At 69.4% G+C, this 16,822-nt stretch carries 10 protein-coding genes and 2 pseudogenes; 9 read left to right on the top strand and 3 right to left on the bottom strand.

Going from position 1 to position 16,822, the window contains the following annotated elements:
• Positions 1-392, top strand: a pseudogene (locus HUA74_RS47000) (hypothetical protein); the annotation flags it as partial.
• Here HUA74_RS47000 and HUA74_RS44590 read toward each other — a convergent pair.
• The gene (locus HUA74_RS44590) at positions 382-3,207 is read right to left on the bottom strand and encodes a tetratricopeptide repeat protein (RefSeq protein ID WP_174459455.1); all 2,826 of its coding nucleotides are present in this window, start codon (positions 3,205-3,207) and stop codon (positions 382-384) included. The pseudogene HUA74_RS47000 and the gene HUA74_RS44590 overlap by 11 nt on opposite strands.
• Positions 3,208-3,628: 421 nt before the next feature.
• On the opposite strand from HUA74_RS44590, the gene HUA74_RS44585 reads away from it, so the two are divergent.
• The 7 genes from HUA74_RS44585 to HUA74_RS44555 all read left to right on the top strand — a co-directional run bounded on the left by HUA74_RS44585 (position 3,629) and on the right by HUA74_RS44555 (position 14,588).
• Positions 3,629-4,816, top strand: a complete 1,188-nt coding sequence (locus HUA74_RS44585) for a hypothetical protein (protein WP_174459454.1) — start codon at positions 3,629-3,631, stop codon at positions 4,814-4,816.
• A gap of 165 nt (positions 4,817-4,981) precedes the next feature.
• Positions 4,982-6,967 carry a HEAT repeat domain-containing protein gene (locus tag HUA74_RS44580; protein WP_174459453.1) on the top strand — a complete coding sequence of 662 codons (1,986 nt, stop codon included), beginning with the start codon at positions 4,982-4,984 and terminating at the stop codon, positions 6,965-6,967.
• 59 nt (positions 6,968-7,026) lie between these two features.
• On the top strand, positions 7,027-8,136 hold the full coding sequence (locus HUA74_RS44575; RefSeq protein WP_174459452.1) for a Hint domain-containing protein: 1,110 nt from the start codon (positions 7,027-7,029) through the stop codon (positions 8,134-8,136).
• The gene (locus HUA74_RS44570) at positions 8,133-8,921 is read left to right on the top strand and encodes a hypothetical protein (RefSeq protein ID WP_174459451.1); all 789 of its coding nucleotides are present in this window, start codon (positions 8,133-8,135) and stop codon (positions 8,919-8,921) included. Before HUA74_RS44575 ends, HUA74_RS44570 begins: the two co-directional genes overlap by 4 nt.
• A gap of 58 nt (positions 8,922-8,979) precedes the next feature.
• Entirely contained in the window at positions 8,980-10,494 is a 1,515-nt protein-coding gene (locus HUA74_RS44565) for a S8 family serine peptidase (protein ID WP_174459450.1), read from the top strand.
• Positions 10,495-10,508: 14 nt separating this feature from the next.
• Positions 10,509-13,109 (top strand): RCC1 domain-containing protein, encoded by a 2,601-nt coding sequence (locus HUA74_RS44560; protein WP_174459449.1) that lies wholly within the window; start codon positions 10,509-10,511, stop codon positions 13,107-13,109.
• Between the two features lie 171 nt (positions 13,110-13,280).
• Complete coding sequence (locus HUA74_RS44555; protein WP_174459456.1) at positions 13,281-14,588, top strand: sigma 54-interacting transcriptional regulator; 1,308 nt, start codon at positions 13,281-13,283, stop codon at positions 14,586-14,588.
• Between the two features lie 529 nt (positions 14,589-15,117).
• On the opposite strand, the gene HUA74_RS44550 is transcribed toward HUA74_RS44555, so the two are convergent.
• Together HUA74_RS44550 and HUA74_RS44545 are read right to left on the bottom strand one after the other, a co-directional pair.
• A complete protein-coding gene (locus tag HUA74_RS44550) occupies positions 15,118-15,333 on the bottom strand; it encodes a hypothetical protein (protein WP_174459448.1) in 216 nt (71 codons plus the stop codon).
• 98 nt (positions 15,334-15,431) lie between these two features.
• Positions 15,432-16,439: a YafY family protein gene (locus HUA74_RS44545; RefSeq protein ID WP_174459447.1), complete on the bottom strand. Its 1,008-nt coding sequence runs from the start codon at positions 16,437-16,439 to the stop codon at positions 15,432-15,434.
• 124 nt (positions 16,440-16,563) lie between these two features.
• On the opposite strand from HUA74_RS44545, the pseudogene HUA74_RS44540 reads away from it, so the two are divergent.
• Positions 16,564-16,822, top strand: a pseudogene (locus HUA74_RS44540) (short-chain dehydrogenase); the annotation flags it as partial.

Genomic DNA, 16,822 nt, shown 5'->3' with positions numbered 1-16,822 from the left:
GGCTCGCGTTCGCCATGTCGCGAGACTTGCGTCGCACCCGCGTCACCGCGCTCGCCGTGACGCCCGGCTTCCTGCGCTCCGAGGAGATGCTGGAGGGCTTCGGCGTCACCGAGGCGAACTGGCGCGATGGCGCGAAAGTGGAGCCGGACTTCATCGCCTCCGAGTCACCGTCCTACGTCGGCCGCGCCGTCGCCGCGCTCACCCAGGATGCCGAGCACGCCCTGGGGTCGGAAGCCGACCAGTCCCAGGATGTTCATGAAGATCCGCGGTCCCACCGCGCAGTCTCCTGTCGCGGTGCCCTGGCTCGCCAGTATCCCGTTGGTGGAGCCGAACCAGGCGACCATTGCAGGTTGCGCTCTGGCTCGCGACAGGCTCCGTCTCTCAGGGCCTGAACGTGGCGTGCTGCTTCAGCCACTGGGAGGCCCGCTCTGCGTCCGCCTTTCGGTCCACGCCGTTCCAGTAGTCGCGGGCCTGGGTGGCCAGCTCGATGGCGCGCGCCCTGTCTCCGTGGGAGTCCCAGAGCGCGCGTGCCAGCGGGAATTGAACCCGCGCCCTCTCGTTGATCAAGGTCAGCTTCAGGGCGCCCTCGAGGAACGGCACGGCCTCGGCGGGCTTGCCCTCGGCCAGAGAGAGCCGGCCCATCCCCAGCAGGGGCCACAGGCGCCCCAGATCGTCCGGCGCCAGTACCTTGTCCTGAAAGGCCATGGCGCGCGTGAACTTCTCCCGCGCCTCCGCGTGGCGACCCAGCTCCACCAGCGCCTCGCCTTGGTCAGTGAGCGCCCAGGCGACGAGCGGGCTCTCGGGGCCCAGCAGCTTCAGGTTCAGCTCCAGCGCGCGCGCGTAGGCCTCGAGCGCCTCCTCGGCCCTCCCCATGTCGCGGAGCACGTGGCCTCGCGCGCCGATCGAGTCGGCCACGGACGGATGCTCGGAGCCCAGCACCTTCTGCTTCAGCGCCAGGGCGCGCGCCTGGGCCTCGAGCGCCTCCTCGAACCGGCCCATCTCCTGGAGCGTGGTGCCGAGGTCTCTGAGGGACTCGGCCACCCGTGGGTGCTCCGGGCCCAACACCTTCTTCCGCAGCTCCAGCGAGAGGGTATGGGCCTCGAGCGCCTCGTCCACCCGGCCCATGCTCTGGAACAGCAGGCCCAGGTTGTGGAGCGTGGAGGCCACCTCCCAGTGCTCGGGGCCCCACACCTTCTTCCTCAGCGCCAGGGCGTGCTCGAACGCCTGCCGTGCCTGCTCGTGCTTGCCAACGGCCATGAGGATGGTGCCCTCGCTGTTGGAGGCAAAGGCGCGGATGCGGTCATCGTCCGCCAGCTCCACCATGCTCTGCGCCATGGGCACCATCTGCAGCGCGTCGTGCGGCCGCCTCAGGCGGTTGCCCGTCACCCAGACCAGGGAGTTCGAGGCCTGGGCCAGCGTGTAGCTGTCCCTGCCACGGGCCGCCACCTCCATGGACTCGCGCAGGCCCTCCACGGTGGCTCGGTAGTCGCCTGCCCCTTCTCTCATCCATGCCACGAGGTAGAGGGTCTGAGCCTCCAGCGGAGCGTGGCCTGCCGCCTTCACCTGGGGGAGCAGGGAGTCCGCCAGCGCGAGCCCCTCCTGGACGCGGTGGGTATCCAGCAGCACCCGCAAGGAGTCGACCTGCTGCTGGAGCGCCTCCACCTTCCCGCGCACCACCGGGTCCTCGGGCGGCGGCACCGCGGCGGTGAGCGCCTTGGCGTCCTCGCAGTACTCCAGCGGCGGCAGGGCCTGCACCGCCTCCACCGCCTTGCTCACCAGGGGTGTGTCTGGACTCTGGGACAACAGTTCGGTGAGCGCGCGCAGCTGGCCGCGTCTGCGCTCCAGGCAGGCCTCCTCCAGCACCAGCAGCCCCGACTTCTTCGGGTGCCCCTCCTGGCTCGCGCTCAGGCACAGCGCGGTGCGCTGCCTCACCCAGGCTCCCGCATAGGCCTCCAGCCCCTGCACCACCCGCTCGGCGGTGGCCCGAGCGTAGGGTGCCCCCGTGGCGACCAGCCCCTGCTCCAGCCGGGCCCTGACCGCCGCATCCCAGACTCCGCTCAGCCGCAGCTCCATGCGACCGCACACCTGCTCCTGCGGGCGAGCCCACACCCACAAGGCCAGCCCCGCCGCCGCCCCCACCGCGCCGACCAGGGCCCAGCGCGAGGGCCTCGCCCGCCGCTTCTTCTCCGGGTCGTCCGCCAGCGCGTGCAGCAGCTCGTTCATGGAGGAGGGACGCTTCGCCGGATCGGTGCTCAGCCCCTGGAGGAGCGTGCGCGCCACCCACGCGGGGACCTGGGAGTCCTCCGGCGGCGCCACTCTGCCCGCGCGCTGAGCCGCGCGCAGTTCCGCCACGGTGTTGCCCTGGAAGGGGAGCTGGCCGTACAGCCCCTCATAGAGGGACACGCAGAAGGCATACAGGTCGCTGCGCGCGTCTCCCCGTTGGCCTCGGAACTGCTCGTCCGCCATGTAGCTCGGCGTCCCCATCCACTGGCTCGAGCGCGTGGTCAGCGGCGCGAGCGCCACGGCCGGCGGCGCGGGGAGGCGTTGCGCGGGGACCTCGCGCGGCTCGTCCACCGAGGCGGACTCGAGCCAGGCCAGGCCGAAGTCCGTCACCCGTGCCCGCCCGTCCTGGCCCACCAGCACATTGTCCGGCTTGAAGTCATGGTGGATGAGGCCCGCTTCGTGGGCGGCGGCCAGCCCCTGTCCTGCCGCCAGGTACTGCGCCAGCACCTCGGCCCACGGGCGCCCCTGCTGCCAGCGGCGCAGCGTCTGCCCCTCCACATATTCCATGGCGATGAAGAGCGCGCCGTCCTCCAGGGTGCCCGCGTCGTACACCGCCACCACCTGGGGGTGGCTCAGGCGGGCCATCGCCTGCGCCTCGCGCACGAACCGGGCCTGCTCCTCGTCGCGGCGGCTCTCTCCCGCGCTCCAGGGGCGCAGCAGCTTGAGCGCCACGCGCCGATCCAACCGCGCATCATACACGCTCAGGACCACCCCCATGCTGCCCTGGCCCAGCGTGCCCAGCACCGTATAGCGACCCAGCAGCGTGTAGCCGGGCTCGAGGGGGGGAGCCTTCGTGGGCTCCCCTTCATAGGGCCAGGTGGTGGGCCCCCCGTCTTCGAGCCTGGGCAGCGACTCCCCGTCGCGGGAAGGGACCTCCTCGGCATGCCCGCCGCGAGAGGCCTTCTCCCAATGCTCGTTCCTCATGGCCGCCTCTCCCCGTACATGCTGCACTCTCCAGCCCCGTCGGCGGCGTTGCGCGGATACTACTGTATCCAGGCGCAGGGACCGATGACGCGCGCGGCTGCTCGGGTGGTACCCGTTGTTACCAGGGCGCGACTTTGACACGCGGGAGACCCGTGCCTGGAGCCCGCTTCGCGGGGGCTTACCCACGCGTCCGCCGCGTTCAGGGCCGCTGGAGTGTCGAGGCGCTGGAAACGGGTGTGATCACGCCGAGGGCCCTCCCTGGGCACACGCGTTATCAGTGACAACACTCGTTACCAGGGCTCAGGAAGGAGCCAACCCCAGGATATCAAAGGGCTCTGCGGAAATAGAGCCGTCCCAGCGAGGGTGGCGCGCTGCGTGCACAAGGGCCGCGCGCCGTAACCATTCACTGGAGAGGCTCACCATGATGAATGCAGTATCCAAGGCCCTGGCGCTCCTGGCGCTCACTGCGTCCACCTTCGCGTCCGCGCAGGATTACCAAGACACCACGCCGTATGTCGTCGACTCGGCGAAGTACCCGTACACCCTCTATCCGTCCAACACCCAGCTGGACGACAAGACTCCGTGGGAGACGCCGATCCTCCCGTTCAACCCGAGCAGCACCTACACGCCGCCGGAGCAGGACGCCGTCGTCCAGGGCGAGTCGGAGCTGCTCAACGCGCCCGTCTATCTCGACATGAATGACGGCATGAGGCACCTGCAGTACGGCCAGAAAACCATTCCGGAGGCCACCACGCCGAACGTGCCGCTGCCGACGGAGACGGTGCCGACGCAGGACCTGGCCGGGCTGCGCTCCGCGGGGCTGGGGGCGGCGCTCACCGGGCCCATCACCAAGAGCTACCAGCGCACCGAGCTGTTCGGTAACAACATCTTCGGCGCTGGCTACAACGTCAGCGCGGCCATCACCGCGACGCCCGCCACCAGCACCACGGCGAAGAAGCAGGAGGCGCTCACCGAGGGCCGGGTCCACGGCACCGCCTTCAACATCCAGAAGGAGCTGGTGCGCGGTCGCGCCACCGTTTGCGGGCAGCAGGGCGGCTGCAACAGCGGCAGCGCGGCGCTGTACGCCATGAGCGCGATGATCTGGAGCACCAGCCTCTCCGGCAACTTCGCGACGACCCCGATCAACTGGAGCCGGTCCTTCTTCTCCGTGTCCAAGACGTTCATGGTCGGCCCTGTCCCGCTCACCGTGAAGGCCTCGCTGACGGGCGGCGTGACGATGCGCGTGAATGGCCAGGTGAACCCCCTGCTCGCCGCGATCACCGGCACCGTGGGCGGCTTCGCCAACGTGGTGGCCTCCGCGGCGGTGAACGTCGCCATCGCCAGCTTTGGCGTGACCGGCTCCCTGCAGCTGATCAACGCCACGGTGGCGCCCCTGGCCAGCCTCGACTGGGGCCTCTGCATGGCTTCATGGCAGCTCAAGGCGCCCCTCAACCTGAACGCGCTCTCGGGCACGCTGACGGGGTTCGTGAAGATCAAGCTCCTGTTCTTCAAGAAGACCTGGAACGTCACCATCGCGAACTGGTCCGGCATCGTGAGGAACGTCGTCCTGTACAACGCCTCCGGCTCCATCTCGGCCTCGGGCTGCTAGCCAGGCTGACCCTGCCACCGCGCGGCCGCGTCCCGGAGGCGCTGGCCGCGCGCGGGGCGGGATGACCGGGCGCTGGCTCCTCGACTGAGCAATCGGCCGAGGAGACCGGGCCCACCCCTCCAACCAGAACTGAAGCGGCCAAGGCCGCTGACTCGGGAGTTTCCCATGCGGAAGTCGGTGAACGTGGGCGGCAAGCCCTTCAGCAAGGTCCTCGGGGTGGGGCTCCCCCTCCTCCTCGTGAGCCTGCTGGGGCTCTGGGGGTGGGCATCCCGGTCCGTCGCGGTGGCCCCCTCGGAGACGTCGCGGTCCCCCCAGGCCGCTCCCGCGGTGGCGGGCCTGTCGACGCAGCCCCAGGGCGTATCTCCCAGGCCCTTGGCGGGGACGCGGGCGTGGATCCCCGGGGCGCTCTACCGCTACGCCCTGAACGCCGCGCAGAAGATCTCCTTCCGCCCCACCCAGCCTGGCGCGCAGGCGCTGCCCGGCATGAGGTTCATCCTCCGGGGCGAGTGGACCGTGGGGATCGTCTCCGCGGAGGCCGAGCGCGTCGACGCGCGGGTGAGCCTGCGGCTCTCCTCGCTGACGGTGGAGGTCGGCGACAATGGCCCTGTCGCCTCCGACGTCCAGCAAAACCTCGCCACGGCGTTGCAGCTCCCCTTCTTCCTCACGCACGACACGAGCGGTCGGGTGACGCTCACGCACTTCGAGCAGGCGGCCGACCCGCTCGTGCGAGGCATCCTCCGGTCCATCGTGGCGAGCTCCCAGTTCGTCGTGGTCGGAGCGCCGGGTGCCACCTGGACGGCGGAGGAGTTCGACACCACGGGGCGGTACAGCGCCGGGTACCAACGCCTGGAGCCGGGCCGCTTCGAAAAGCGCAAGCTGTCCTACTCCCACGTGGCTTTCCCGCAGGGGCTCGAGCCGCTGGACGAGCAGGTCCGCATCGACGTGAGCGCCCGAAGCACCTTCGCGCTGGAACAGGACCTCTGGACGAACTCGCTCGATGCCCAGGAGCGGGTGGAGGTGGAGGCGGGCCAGACCATGTCCCCCACCACCTATGAGTCCTCTCTGAGCCTGAGCCTGCTGGAGCGCCGCGTGGACCCGACGTTGATTGGCGCATTCGTGGCGCGCCGGGCCTCGCTGAGCTCCGCCGCCATGTCCGCCTTCCAGGGCATGGAGCAGGACCCGATGGACCAGTACCGCCAGGTGCTGGGCGGCAAGGACTTCGACACGTTGCTCAAGGAGCTGCGCGCGCTCCCGGAGGAGCCCACGGCTCGTGACGAGGTGCGCTCCATTGCCCTGGAGCGGCTGCGCGCGCTCTTCATGCTCCACCCCTCCGAGGCCGCGAAGGTCCCCGGCGCCATCCGCGCGGGCATGGCTCCGCTCGCGGCCAGCCCCATGCTCGGCGCGCTCTCCGCGGCCAGCACCCGCGAGGCCATTCAGGCCCTGGCGGAGGTCACGGGTGATCGCTCCATCCCCCATGACATCCGCATGGACTCGGTGGCCGCGCTGGGCGTGGCGAAGGATCCCACGGCTGAGGGCCTCGAGGCCCTTCGCGGCGTGGCGGGCGAAGAGGACGGGATGCTGCGCGACACGGCCAGCCTGGCGCTCGGCAACGCCGCGGCCCAGCTGACCGACACCGACCCCAAGGGCGCGGAGGACCTGGTCGGCGAGCTCACCCGTGGCTATCGCTCCGCCTCCACCGCGGAGGCGCGGGTGGGGGCGCTCAACAGCCTGGGCAACACCCGCTCGCCGAGCGCGCTCGCCACGCTGGAGGACGCGCTCCAATCGCAGGATCCCCGGGTGCGCCAGGCCGCGCTCAATGCGCTGCGCATCATCCAGGACCCTCGCGCCGACCAGCTCCTCGCCATGCATCTTCTCAAGGATCCGGCCCCGGAGGTCCGCCAGGCCGCCGTCTTCGCCAGCAACTTCCGGCCCCTGGCGCCCCTGCTGCCCGCCCTGGCGCAGGCGCTGCGCATGGATCCCGCGGACGGGGTGAGGAGCGAGGTGATCCACCTGCTGGGTGACCAGCGTGCCCTGGTGCCCGAGGCCCTGCCCTTGTTGGCCTGGGCCAGCCAACACGACGCGAACCCGGACCTCCGGCAGGCGGCCGCGGTCTTCGTCAACACGCCCACGACGCGCAGCTCCTCTCCGTAACGAACACTCACCGGCTTTCCGCGCCGCATGGCGCGGCATGAACAAGCAAGGACATTCCGATGTCGCGAAAGATCTGCGGGGCCATGGCCCTGGTGGTGGTGGCGATGGTGTTGCCAGCACAGGTGCGGGCGCAACCTCTCCTGCTGGGCCGATGCACCGTCGACAACCTGTCGACGAGTGACATGGCGAAGCTGCGAGTCGAGTGGGCTCGCAAGTGCGCGCTGAACCAGAACGTCGGGCATCCGGGGGCCGCGTTCAACACGGGCCTGAGCTCCGCGAGTGGTGGGACGCTGAAGGACTATCTGGAGTCGGACCTGGAGCGGAACTCGATGGGAGAGGGCTCGTTCGCGGGCTCGAACTTCCAGGTGAACAACGCGGCCATGTTCGCGCTCTATAACTCGGGCCCCACCTACCAGGCGTTGGACACCGACGGTTACCAGCAGTGGTCACGCGACTCGTGGCGGAGGAAGGGACGCCCGCTCTACCCCACCTTCGGCACGACGCCCGACATCGCCGATGGGGACAACCTCCAGCTCTTCCCTCACAAGGAGCTGGCGAACTGCAGGCTCTACTTCGACAAGGAGAGCACCCAGCCGGCCTTCACCGCCTTCTATGTGAACGGCTACTGCGAGTCGGCCTGCTACACCGCCGAGCAGAAGATCCTCTTCGCCGACGGCGACCTCCCCATCCGTGAGGCGATGGAGGCGCTGCGTGAGGATTTGATCACGCTGACGCCGGACTCCACGTTCGATGATCTCCAGCTCCAGCCGAACCTCACCTACAGCTACACGCGAGAGCTCCGGGACGCGGAGCACACGCTCTCTGTCATCACCGCCCGGTCTGGCGGTCAGCTCCGCCTCACCCTCGAGCACCCGGTCATCACCGGCGAGGGCCGCATTGTGCAGGCGCAGACCCTCAAGGTGGGCGACGCGCTGGTGAAGGCAGATGGCACCCTGGATCCCATCGCGGACATCCAGAAGGCCACCTTCTTCGGCAAGGTCTACAACCTCGCGCCGGTGACGACAGATCGGGTGTCCAACATCCTCGTGGCCCAGGGCTACCTGGTGGGCTCCGTGCGGTTCCAGAACGACGAGGTGGGCTACCTCAACCGCATCATCCTCTACCGGAGCATTCCCGCCGACGTGCTCCCCCAGGTGGAGAGCCCATGAAGCGCCCTCTCTACCTGCTCGTCATCGCAGGGCTCGCGGGGCTGGTGCTCATCGCCTCGGCGCTCGACGGCGCGGAGGACGCTGCCCCCGTGACGGCGGCTTTGGCGCAGGTCTCTCCCGCACCGACCTCGCTGGCTCGTGACACGGCGCCGGAGCCCACCCCCGCGCCTCGCCCGTCCCCCATGTCCGCGGCACCGGCGGCAGCCTCGGGGGACGACGGGGAGCCCGGCGAGTTCACCACCACCACCGACCGGGTCAAGGCGGAGATCTTCAAGATGGAGCCGGAGCTGGCTCGGTTCGACTCCTTCCGTGAACATGTCCTCCTCGATTCCAACGGCCGCGAGGACTACGAGGCGCTGCTCGCCGACACGCGGATGCATGAGCAGCTGCGCCGGGCGCTGAGCACCTCGACGGAGGCCGAGGAGACGCTGGAGTCCAGCTTCAAGCGCCTGATGCGGATCGACTACCTGCGCGAGGCGCTGGCCTGGAGGCAGAACCCGGCGCGCGCGCAGCTGGTGTCCACGGTCGAGCGCATCATCCTGAAGGACTCGTTCACCGCGGAGCTGTCGCCGGACGCCAGGCGCTCGATGGCCGCGACCCGGATGGAGCTCTTCGAAATCTTCGCGGACCAAGAGCCCGCGAGAGCGGGTGCCCTGGTCGAGGCCGCGAAGGGGACGCCGCTCGAGAAGCTGGTGCAGCACTTCGCCGCGCGCAACCAGCGTCGTCGGGTGAAGGAGCGGGAGCTGAGCGTCCAAGCACAGGCGCGCCGTGGCGCGACGCCCTGATGGGCCGCGCCACCCACTCATCGGTTGAAAGGGAGAGCAGATGCGAAGCGTGAAGAGCTTGAGCAGGTTTATCACCCTGGGCCTCGTCCTGGCCTCGGTGGGGGTGCTCGCCGCGCCGCCCCGGAAGTCAGGGCCGGGCCGGTTGATGCGGGCCGACAACCCCGTGACGGGCGAGTACCTGGTGGTGCTGAAGGAGAAGCCCGGGCGCGGTCTGTCGAGCATGGCGGCGAAGGCGGGCGCGCTGGCCAGGCAGTACGGTGCGCGCGTCCTCACCACCCACGAGACCGCCTTTCGTGGCTTCCTCGTCTCCGCCAGCGAGGAGCAGGCCCAGGCGCTCGCCGAGGCTCCTCAGGTGGACTACGTCCTGGAGAATGGCATCGTCCAGCCCTCGGGCGTCCAGAGCCCCGCGGACTGGAACCTGGATCGGATCGACCAGGAAACCCTCCCGCTGGACAACAGCTACCTGGCCGAGGACGCGACGGGCGTCAACGTCTACATCATCGACTCGGGCATCCGGGCGTCACACCTGGAGTTCGAGGGGCGCGCCCAGGTCGAGTTCAACGCTGTCCCCGACCAGACCGGGGATGACGTCACCGGGCATGGCACCGCCGTCGCGGGGATCATCGGCGGCAAGACACATGGCGTCGCCAAGAAGGTCAACCTTCTCGCGGTGAAGGCGTTCAACGAGTTCGGGACGACCGTGGATCGCCTGGTGACGGCGCTGGAGTGGGTGGCGAACAACGCCGACACGCCGGCCATCGTCAACCTGAGCTTCACCGCCGCGAGCGAGATTCCGGCCATCGATGCCGCCGTGGATGTCGTCGCGATGAACCCCGGGCTCGTCGTGGTGATCGCGGCGGGCAACGCGAACATCGACGCCTGCGGCTGTTCGCCGGCCCGCCTCCAGCCGGATGCGGTCCACCCCTTCCGGACGCGCATCATCACGGTGGGCGCGATCGACGAGAGCCAGACGCGCTGGGTGGGCGTCACCAACGCGTCCAACAAGGGAGAGTGTCTGGACCTCTGGGCTCCGGGCGCGAACCTCCGCTCCGTGAGCTCGACCAGTGACACAGACTCGACCTTCTTCCCGCTCGAGGGGACCTCCTTCGCCGCGCCACACGTGAGCGGCGCGGCGGCCATCCTGCTGGCCAACGGCGTCGCTCCCGCCGACATCCCCGCGCGACTCATCAACGACGCGAGCGTGGGGCAGGTGGAGCTGGACTTCGGTGACACGAGTTCACCCAACCTGCTGTTGTACAAGCGCCCTCACGCCACGCCCCTTGTCAACGGCGCGGGCGTGAGCGTGTCCGACGTCACGGGCGGCCGGCAGAACTTCAAGCTGGACGTCCCCGCGGGCCGGCCCTCGGTGACGTTCTCCATCTCCGGGGGCACCGGGGACGCGGACCTCTACATCCGCCACGGCAAGTTCCCGGAGCTGCACGCCTACCAGTGCCGTCCGCTGCGCAAAGGCAACAACGAGACCTGCGTGGTGAACAACCCCGCGGGGGGCACCTGGCTCATCCAACTGGGAGCCTTCTCCACCTACACCACCACCTTGAAGGGTCAGTACTGATGAGGACACAAGCGATGAAGATCTGGAACGTGTTGTGGACGTCGACCCTTGCGCTCGTGGCGGCGTGTGGTGTGCCCGCCGGCGAGGACGTGAGCGTGTCGGAAGTGACGCTGGCCACCCAGGAGTCGGCGCTGTGCGTGGGGGTGAGCTTCGACTCGCTCGAGGTGGAGGGGGTGAGTTCCTTCGCGGGAGAGCTGGCGGGAGCAGGCTCCTGGGTGGTGGGCAACGGCGCCAACGCGGTGTACCTGGAGTACTCCGTGGACGGCGCGGACCACGGCTTCGATGAGCGCGTAGGAGAGCAGGGGGAGTGGTTCTTCAGCGAGGCCGCGGCCGGACTCGGCTGTGGGGTGCATTCCTTCGTGGTGAAGGCCTCCCCCATGATCATCGACAGCAATGGCAACCGCGCCAAATGCGGCATCTCTCGGGAGGTGCTCCGCAACTTCGTCCAGTTCTGCCCGAGCGTGAACCCGGGCGGCTACCACACGCTGGAGGTGAAGTCGGGCGGCAACGTGTGGGCCTGGGGCTACAACTCCTATGGCCAGCTGGGCAATGGGCAGAGGACCCAGCGTCACGCGCCGACGCGGGTGAGGGGCCTGCGCCATGTCGTCTCCACTTCGGCCGGAGCCGAGCACTCGGTGGCGGTGAAAGAGGACGGGAGCGTGTGGACGTGGGGCTCCAACGCCTACGGCCAGCTCGGAGACGGCACCACCACGATGCGCACGGTGCCTGTGCAGGTGCCGGAGCTGACCGACGTCGTCGCGGTGGCGGCCGCTGGCTCGCGGACGGTGGCGCTGAAGGCGGATGGGACCGTGTGGACCTGGGGAATCAACTCATCAGGAGAGCTCGGGAATGGGACCACCACCAACAGCTTGCTCCCCATCCAGGTGCCCAACCTCAGTGGTGTCACCAGCATCGCCGCGGGCTTGTGGCACACGTTGGCGGTGAAGAAGGACGGAAGCGCCTGGAGCTGGGGGAGCAACGCCTACGGACAGCTCGGGGACGGGACCACCCTCAACAGGTCGAGGCCCGTGCTGGTGGCGAGCCTCACCGGCGTCCGCGCGCTCTCCGGAGGCATCGTCCACACGGTCGCCCTGAAGTGGGACGGCACGGCGTGGGGCTGGGGCTACAACAGCGCGGGTCAGCTGGGCAACGGGACGACCACCAACAGCTCCATCCCGGTGCAGGTGGCGGTGCTCACCCAAGCCGTCGAGATCGACGCGGGCGGTTATCACACCCTGGCCAAGCGGCAGGATGGCACCTTGTATGCCTGGGGCGACAACTTCTACGGCGCGCTGGGCACCGGGAACACCCTCAGCAGCTCCGTGCCAGTGCAGGTCCCGCTCGTGGGGGTGCGCTCGTTCGGCGCGGGCTATTACTCCTCCGTGGCCGAGCGGAAGAAGGTGAACATGTCCCAGGTGCACACCCTGTTTGCCTGGGGCTACAACACCAACGGCGAACTCGGTGATGGGACCACCACCCAGCGCTCCTCCCCCGCGGCCGTCGTGGTCAGCGGAATCGTGAAGACCGCTGGCGGCAATGCTCACTCGGTGGCCCTGGGGGCCGGTGGGACGGTATGGAGCTGGGGCTACAATGCCTATGGCCAGCTGGGCAACGGGACGACCACCCAGGTCGTCACGCCCACGCAGCTCCCGGGCCTGAGCGGCGTCATCGACGTGGAGGCGGGGGTCAACCACACGGTGGCGCTGAGCGAGGACGGCACCGTGGCCACATGGGGTTACAACTCCTATGGCCAGCTCGGCAACGGGACGAACGCCAACCAGCTCACACCGCAGTCCGTGCCGGAGCTGGACGGCGTCACCGCCATCGCCGCGGGCTCCACGCACACGGTGGCGCTGAAGGCGGACGGCACCGTGTGGGCCTGGGGCTCCAACCTCTACGGCCAGCTCGGAGACGGGACCTTCACCCATCGCTCCTCGCCGGTGCAGGTGCCGTCCCTCGAGAATGTCGTCTCCATCGCCGCGGGCTACTTCCACACGGTGGCGGTGAAGGCGGATGGCACCCTTTGGGTCTGGGGCTACGGCCCCCTAGGGCAGTTGGGCCTCGGGACGACCACCAACCATTCCGTGCCGGTGCAAGTCCCCGGACTCGGTCATGCCATCGCCATCGCCGCGGGCGGCTACCACACGGTGGCGCTGCTGACGAGCGGCCAGGTGTGGACCTGGGGTTACAACGCCTCCGGCCAGCTCGGCGATGCGACGACCACCCAGCGCTACTCGCCGGTGCAGGTCCCCGGCCTCACCAATGTCATCGCGCTCACCGCGGGGGGGTACTTCACGGCGGTGTTGAAGCGGGACGGCACGGTGTGGGCCTTTGGCTACAACCCCAACGGCCAGCTCGGAGATGGGTCGACGACCTCGCGCAGCACCCCCACCGTGACGCTCCTGAACTCCGTCGTGGACCTCTCCTCGGGCGACAACCACATGATGGGGCTGCGCAAGGACGCCTTCGTCCGGGCCTGCGGCTACAACAGCGCCGGCCAGCTCGGCGACGGGACGACCACCCAGCGCCCGACGCCGGTGCAGGTGACGAACCTCCCAGGTGATGGGAGCATCACCTTCCCCGGGGGAGGTGGCGTCGGCATGGGCATTCGCTGAGGCTCCGACGGAGGTGCTCCTGGCTTGCCGCGCCGTTCGAGCGAGCCAGGAGACGACCCTCGCAAAACTGGGATTTCAGCTTCGAGGATGTTTTCTTGGGTCGGCTCCGGGTGGTAGCGTCCCTCACTACCAGTGGTGCCGGCCCCGGATGACAAGAGCCCGTTGTCGATGATGAGCACGACCCCCGATCCGGAGGTCCTGCTGCCCATGCTTCGAAGGAAGCTCGTCATCCTGTCGGGGAGCGCAGTGGGCCGCAGCTTCTCGCTCCAGGTCCGGAGCTACCGGCTGGGGACGGATCCGGCGTGTGACATCGTCCTGAACGACCGGACCGTCTCCCGGCAGCACTTGTCTCTGGAGGTGAGAGAGGATCGGGTGCTGGCGCGGGACCTGGGGTCTCGCAACGGCTCGTTCTGCGAGCGCATGCGCTTCCGGGAGCTGGAGCTGCGCATGGGCGCCATCGTCAGGCTGGGCGCCACCGAGCTGAAGGTCGTCCCCGAGGAGGTGCGCGAGCACATCATCCCGCTCTCGTCGAACACCCGGTTCGGGGGGCTGGTGGGGGGCAGTCGGAGGGTGCGCGAGGTCTTCACGCTGCTGCAGCGGCTGGCGCCGGGGGACGCGGACGTCCTCATCCAAGGCGAGACGGGGACGGGCAAGGAGCTGTGCGCGGCGGGCATCCACGCGGCCAGCCCGCGCAGCCGGGGGCCGTTCGGCATCGTGGATGTCGCGGGCATCACCCCCTCGCTGGTGGAGTCCGAGCTCTTCGGCCACGTGAAGGGCGCGTTCACCGGAGCCCACTCGGAGCGGCCTGGGGCCTTCGAGCAGGCGGATGGAGGCACCGTCTTCCTGGACGAGGTGGGGGAGCTGCCGCTGGCGGTCCAGCCGCGCCTGCTGCGAGTGCTGGAGGGTCGCCAGGTGAAGCGGGTGGGCGCCAACGAGTACCGCACCGTGAACGTGCGGGTGGTGGCGGCGACGCACAGGGATCTGGAGGCGGACGTCAAGGAGGGCCGGTTCCGCGAGGATCTGTTCCACCGGCTCGCGGTGCTGCGGGTGACGCTGCCGCCGCTGCGCGAGCACCCCGAGGACATCCCGCTGCTGGTGGACACGATGCTGGAGCGGCTGGGCCGGCCGCCCAGCGCGCTGTCCGAGCAGACGCGGGCCTTGCTGGAGCAGTACCCGTGGCCCGGCAACGTGCGCGAGCTGCGCAACGTGGTCCAGCGCGTGGTGAACCTGGGAGAGCAGGCGCTGCCGGAAATGTCTGCCTCGGAGGGGGCGCGCTTCACCAGCGCCGAGCTGGAGATGCCCTTCAAGGAGGCCAAGGAGCGCCTCATCGATGGCTTCGAGCGCGACTACCTCAAGAACCTGCTGGAGCGCTGCGGGGGCAACATCTCACGGGCCTCACGTGAAGCGGGCCTCGCGCGGCTCTATGTGCGCAAGCTGCTCAAGAAGTACGGGCTGCACGCGAGCAAGGATTCGGAGTGACGCAGGGAGCGCTGCTCGTCTGTTGAGCTTGAGCCCGCGCTGAGTCCAGATGCTCGCGCTGTGCGTCGACCACGGAGGCCGCGCGGGCATCCTGGATGTTTCCCTGGGAGCGAAGTCCGAAGTCGCTCCCGAGCCCTCCCGCCGCGAGTCCCGCCCCCGCGAGGATCATCGAGATGGGACGGCGCCGAGACCTCGGTCCGGTCGCGGGCTCCACGCGCAACCCCGCTGCCTCATCAGCGGCATGGAATGGCACCAGGGTCAGCTCGGGGACTTCCCAGGTCGGACGCCCCGGGCGGTCTGAGAGAGGATCCTCCGTCCCCGGCGTCGCGACGGAAGCGGTGCCGTCCTCGCTCCCGGGCGTGGTTCGCGCACGGTCCCGCGTCACCTCCCGGCGCACGTTCTCGAAGTCTCGTTGCACCTTGGGGGACACCTTTACGGGAAGCGAGGCCAGGGGCCGCAGCGTCAATCCCTGACGAAAGGCCACGAGCGACTTGGGTCGCTGGCCCAGATCAGCCAGCACCAGGCCTTTTTAGATCAACGCGTCGGCTCGCTCGTCCTCGGTCCTCGCCAGGACCTTGGCATCCGCGAGCGCGAGCAATGCCTGTTCGTACTCCAGTTCCTCGTAGCGCCGGGCCGCATCGCGCAGTCGCCCCTGAAAGGCATCGGACGCGGTGGCAATCCGCGTCGCCCGCGAACCGACGGGCTGCGCCAGGGCTTCCCCCGCGAGGGTCAGTGTGAGGCTCATCAGTGGGATGCCCCTGATGAGTCTCGGGATTGCGGACTTATCCATGCATGGCCACGTTGGCATGACGTCCAGTGAGAGGACCGGGTCGACGCCAGGCCTTACGAGGGCTGCGGACGAGGTATCGCATTCGCGTCTGTCGATGAGCGCGGGTGCGCCGCGAGAAGCCCTGTCGCCAGGGCAATCATTCGGGTTCGCAGTGACGCGGGCTCCACCACCTCGAAGCCACCGCCCACCTCACAGAGCTGGCCCAGCGCGATGGCCTCCCGCTCGAAGTCCACGACGACAGTCTTTCGGCCGTCCGCCACCTGCCCGGAGTCGAATCGTGGCGCCTCCGTGGACGGACGAATCCGGCGCAAGGTCGCCTCCGCGTCCGCCGTCAGCCGCAGCGTCACCTCGTACCGCGCTCCCTTCTCCGCGAAGCGCGCGCACCACTCGCGCCAGAACGAGGGCAAATCGAAGCGCGCGGGCCGCTCGAAGGACTCCCCGCGCTGTCGGACACCTTCGATGCGCGAGCCCCGGTACACACGTGGCCCCTTCTCCGTCCCGGCGACCAGGTACCAGCGGTCCGCCTTGAGCACGAGCGCATACGGGTCCACCGCGCGCCGGCTCTGCTTCCCATCGAAGTCCCGGTACGTCAGCGACACCTTCCGGTTCTGCCACGCCGCCTCGCGCAGCACTTCCAGGTGGGGCACCGACTCCCGCTCCGTGAACCAGCCGGAGGCATCCACGTGCAGCCGCTGCCGTGCGTACTCCATCGCGGGCTGCTGCAATACGGGCAGCGCCGCCGCCAGCTTCACCAACCCGCTGCTCAGCGGCGCGGACAGGCCCAGGTCGCTCAATCCCCCCGGCGTGGCGCTCATCGCCGCCAGCGCTTGCAGCTCCGTGCGCGTCAGCCCCGTGAGCTGCGTCTTCCATCCATCGAGCAGCGCGACGCCGCCCGCGGAGCCACGCGTCGCGTACACCGGCACGCCCGAAGCAGACAGCGCGTCGAGGTCCCGGTGGATGGTGCGCTCGGAGACCTGGAGTTCGCGCGCGAGCTCTCCCGCCGTCCGCTTCGGACGGGTCTGCAGCAACATCATCAGGCTGACGAGTCGGTCGGCGCGCATGTCGGAAATCCCACCGCGCACTGTACGCGGGCCATCATGACAGGGGATGTCATGATTGCCTCCGTAAGGTGTTCCCATCACCGGCCATCCGCACCCCACCTCCGCCGGTCCGAGGAGAGACACCATGAAGAAGCCACTCGAAGGACGCATCGCCCTGGTCGCGGGAGCCACGCGGGGCGCGGGCAGGGGCATCGCGACCCGGCTCGGCGAGGCCGGCGCCACCGTGTACTGCACGGGCCGCAGCGTGCGCGGCCGCCCCGCCTCTGGCTCGAAGCGCCCGGAGGTCCTCGAGGAGACCGCGGAGCAGGTCACCGCGCTGGGGGGCCACGGCATCGCCGTGCGGTGCGACCACACCGTCACGGAGGAGGTCGCCGCCCTCTGCG

Origin of the sequence: Myxococcus sp. CA051A, from assembly GCF_013336705.1 — a bacterium.
Taxonomy (GTDB): domain Bacteria; phylum Myxococcota; class Myxococcia; order Myxococcales; family Myxococcaceae; genus Myxococcus; species Myxococcus llanfairpwllgwyngyllgogerychwyrndrobwllllantysiliogogogochensis.
The sequence above is the reverse complement of the archived record's forward strand: the minus strand, read 5'-3'. Positions and strand labels throughout refer to the sequence as shown.

Bases quoted from the DNA above. Each gene is read 5' to 3' on its own strand.
- HUA74_RS44585 (WP_174459454.1), top strand. From the start codon at position 3,629: ATGATGAATGCAGTATCCAAGGCCCTGGCGCTCCTGGCGCTCACTGCG.
- HUA74_RS44580 (WP_174459453.1), top strand. From the start codon at position 4,982: ATGCGGAAGTCGGTGAACGTGGGCGGCAAGCCCTTCAGCAAGGTCCTC.
- HUA74_RS44555 (WP_174459456.1), top strand. From the start codon at position 13,281: ATGAGCACGACCCCCGATCCGGAGGTCCTGCTGCCCATGCTTCGAAGG.
- HUA74_RS44545 (WP_174459447.1), bottom strand. From the start codon at position 16,439: ATGCGCGCCGACCGACTCGTCAGCCTGATGATGTTGCTGCAGACCCGT.
- HUA74_RS44550 (WP_174459448.1), bottom strand. From the start codon at position 15,333: ATGAGCCTCACACTGACCCTCGCGGGGGAAGCCCTGGCGCAGCCCGTC.
- HUA74_RS44590 (WP_174459455.1), bottom strand. From the start codon at position 3,207: ATGAGGAACGAGCATTGGGAGAAGGCCTCTCGCGGCGGGCATGCCGAG.
- HUA74_RS44575 (WP_174459452.1), top strand. From the start codon at position 7,027: ATGTCGCGAAAGATCTGCGGGGCCATGGCCCTGGTGGTGGTGGCGATG.
- HUA74_RS44560 (WP_174459449.1), top strand. From the start codon at position 10,509: ATGAAGATCTGGAACGTGTTGTGGACGTCGACCCTTGCGCTCGTGGCG.
- HUA74_RS44570 (WP_174459451.1), top strand. From the start codon at position 8,133: ATGAAGCGCCCTCTCTACCTGCTCGTCATCGCAGGGCTCGCGGGGCTG.